Origin of the sequence: Rathayibacter sp. SD072 (assembly GCF_017355185.1) — a bacterium.
Classification (GTDB): domain Bacteria; phylum Actinomycetota; class Actinomycetes; order Actinomycetales; family Microbacteriaceae; genus Rathayibacter.
In genome coordinates this window covers 1-2,696 of record NZ_JADILJ010000095.1, presented here as the reverse complement: position 1 = coordinate 2,696, position 2,696 = coordinate 1, and the positions used below count along the sequence as shown (strand labels likewise).

Genomic DNA, 2,696 nt, shown 5'->3' with positions numbered 1-2,696 from the left:
GCGCCGGGCGGTGCACCGCTGGTGCCGTGCCATCAGCGCTTCCGGATGCAGCCGCTCGCGGACGAGGCGCAGGCGGCGTCGCAGCTGCGGCGGAGTGCACTCGGCGGCGATCCGCGCCGCCTCCTCGTCGAAGCGCCCGCGCACCTCGACAGGCAGATCCAGCGCCGCCCGCACGACGACGCGGGCGTGCTCGGGAGCGATGACCGCCTCCCGTAGCGCCGTCAGCGTCTGCGGGAGCTCGTTCACGAGCATCCGGCTCTCCTCGACGAGTGCCGAGGCGAGCGACTCCGCGACCCGCATCCCGGTCGCGAGCTCCGCCACCAGGGCCCGCATCGCCGCCTCCTCGCGCTCGACGTGCGCCTGCACGTGCGGGTCGACGAGCGCCTCCGGCAACGCCATCGCCGTGCGCCGCGCGAGCTCGATCAGCTCGGCGCGCTGCGCCTCGGCCCGCGCGCGGAACGCATCGACCGCGCACGCCGCCCCGACGGCGGCGACGAGGGCGTCGTCGAAGCACTCGCGCACGCTCGGGCCGCCGCCCGCGGGCCTCGCCTCGACATCCAGAAGAACCATACGAGGATGAGACCACGGACCACCGACACGGGCCGGACGATCACGCCACCGCGGAGTCGCTTCGCGCCACGACCGCTCGCCGCGTGGGGAGGATCAGCCGCTCAGGCGTAGGCCCGCACGGTGTCACGGATCGTCTGGGCGTGCTCGTAGATCTCGTCGAGCGAGGCGATGGGGTGCCTGGTCTCGTTCTTCTCCCCGTCGAACGTCCCGAGGTACTTCTGCTTCCTGTTGAAGTGCAGGCGAGCGACGGGCTTGCGGTTGTTGTCGTCGAGGATGACCGCGAAGTACGTCTTCGCGTCGCGCTGAGCGATTCTGCTCACCTTCACCTCGCTGCACGCGATCGCACGGATGATCTGGTAGCCCTCGAGCTCCTCGAGCGTCGTCTCGATGTCGCTCTGCTCCTCGAGCTCCTCTTCGACGACCGCCTGGCTCGTGACCGCCTGCTCTGCGGCGATCGCTTCCGTCCGAGGGAAGTTGGGCGCGCTGAGAGCGGTCTTCAGGCGCTCATTGACCTGCTCGTTCAGGAACTGCTTCGAGGCTTTCGAGACGAGTGCCGTGAACTGCTCACGCACCTTCTGCGTGTAGGCGCCCTCATAGACGCGCGAGGTGAAGAACTTGATCCACTCGTCCGTCGGCGCAGCGAACTGAGCGGCCAGCTCCCTCTTGATCTCGCCGATGTACTTCAACTCTCCCGCTGCGCTGATGATCGAGTCGAGGTCGAAGACCTCCTTCGTCAGCTTCTTGAGCTCCGGGATGAGCGTCTCGTCGATGTCGGTGAGATCGAGGACCAGGAAGGGCTTGGCGTCCATCCGATTCGGGGCGTCGAGATCCGTGTAGAAGTGGTAGCGCTCGCCGTTCGTCAGAATGGCGATCCGGGCATTGGTGACCGCGAAGTACCGGAAGAGCTGAGAAGCGTGCTCGATCTTCAGCGGCTCACTCGACTTCTTGCATTCGATCAGCATCTGCACGTCGCCGTTGTGGACGATCGCGTAATCGATCTTCTCGCCCTTCTTCACGCCCACGTCGGCGATGAACTCCGGGACGACCTCGAGGGGATTGAAGACGTCGTAACCGAGGATCGTCGAGATGAACGGCATGATGAAGGCGTTCTTCGTCGCCTCCTCGGTCTGGATGATCTCCCTCTGCTGGTTCACCTTGGTGGCCAGCGCGATCAGTCGTTCGGTGAATTCCACGGTTTTCCTCGTCGAGACGTGTGCCAGGCACTTGTCGGTTACCGAATAGTGTCCGACGAGGCGCGTGAAGCGCCAGTCCTCTGCGAGCCCCTACCGCACCCGCCTCGGCACCGTGAACACCGTCTCGACCCCGGGCGAGTACAGCACCGAGTCCGGCGCCCTCCCGCCGACCCCCGGGAACCCGGCCGCCGCCAGCAACCCGTCGTCCAGCGACAGCAGCTCGGCCCGCTGCAGCGGCCACGGCCGGTGCAGATTGCGTCCGTACCACGTTGATCCCAGGTGGCTCTCGTGGTACGCCCAGCGGGAGGTCAGGAACGAGGCGAGCGGATCCTCCGACGCCGGTCCCGGGACGGGGCGCACCGCGATGCGCGAGCGCGCGGCCGGCTCTCCGATCCGCGAGGTCTCGTAGATCACGGCGCCGTGGCGGTGCTCGATGCTCATCCGCGCCCACTGGTAGGGCAGCCCGAACACGGCCTGCGCGGTGAGCACGGGCAGCAGGTGCGACGCCTCGAGCGAGACGAAGACGACTCCGCGGCGTCCCTGCGCGTCGACGGAGTAGAGGCGCACGTTGACCTCGGGGAAGGTGCCCAACCACGGCACGCGCGGACCACCCAGGAACGCGGTGCGCGAGAGGCGGAACGGGATCAGCCCGACCCAGGAGGAGCCGTCGTGCTCGTCCGGACGGACGCCGCGGGGCAGGTGCGGCGCCACGAGCGACGGATCCACCCGCCAGTGCAGGAAGGCGGCCTCGGTCCAGCGCTGGCGGAGGATCCGCGGCCCGCCGAGCGGGGGAGCGGAGCGGGTCACGGGTTCGAGGGCAGGCACCCGCCCATGGTGGACCCGCGTGCTGCGAACCGGCCGCACCGCGCCACGCCCGCGCGCGGCTCCGGACGCGCGCGGCTCCGGATCACGCCGCTCCGGACGCGCAGGGCT

The 2,696-nt window shown here is 68.9% G+C and carries 3 protein-coding genes; all 3 read right to left on the bottom strand.

Annotated elements, in window-relative coordinates; genetic code table 11:
- Window positions 1–570, bottom strand: a 570-nt coding sequence (locus IOC53_RS18500; protein ID WP_207408062.1) for a DUF222 domain-containing protein, incomplete at its 3' end; no start/stop codon positions are given.
- Window positions 571–671: 101 nt separating this feature from the next.
- A complete protein-coding gene (locus IOC53_RS18495; RefSeq protein WP_207408060.1) occupies window positions 672–1,763 on the bottom strand; it encodes a type I restriction endonuclease in 1,092 nt (363 codons plus the stop codon).
- A 90-nt stretch (window positions 1,764–1,853) separates the two neighbouring features.
- The gene (locus IOC53_RS18490; protein ID WP_307786261.1) at window positions 1,854–2,588 is read right to left on the bottom strand and encodes a DUF2071 domain-containing protein; all 735 of its coding nucleotides are present in this window, start codon (window positions 2,586–2,588) and stop codon (window positions 1,854–1,856) included.
- Window positions 2,589–2,696: the final 108 nt, after the last annotated feature.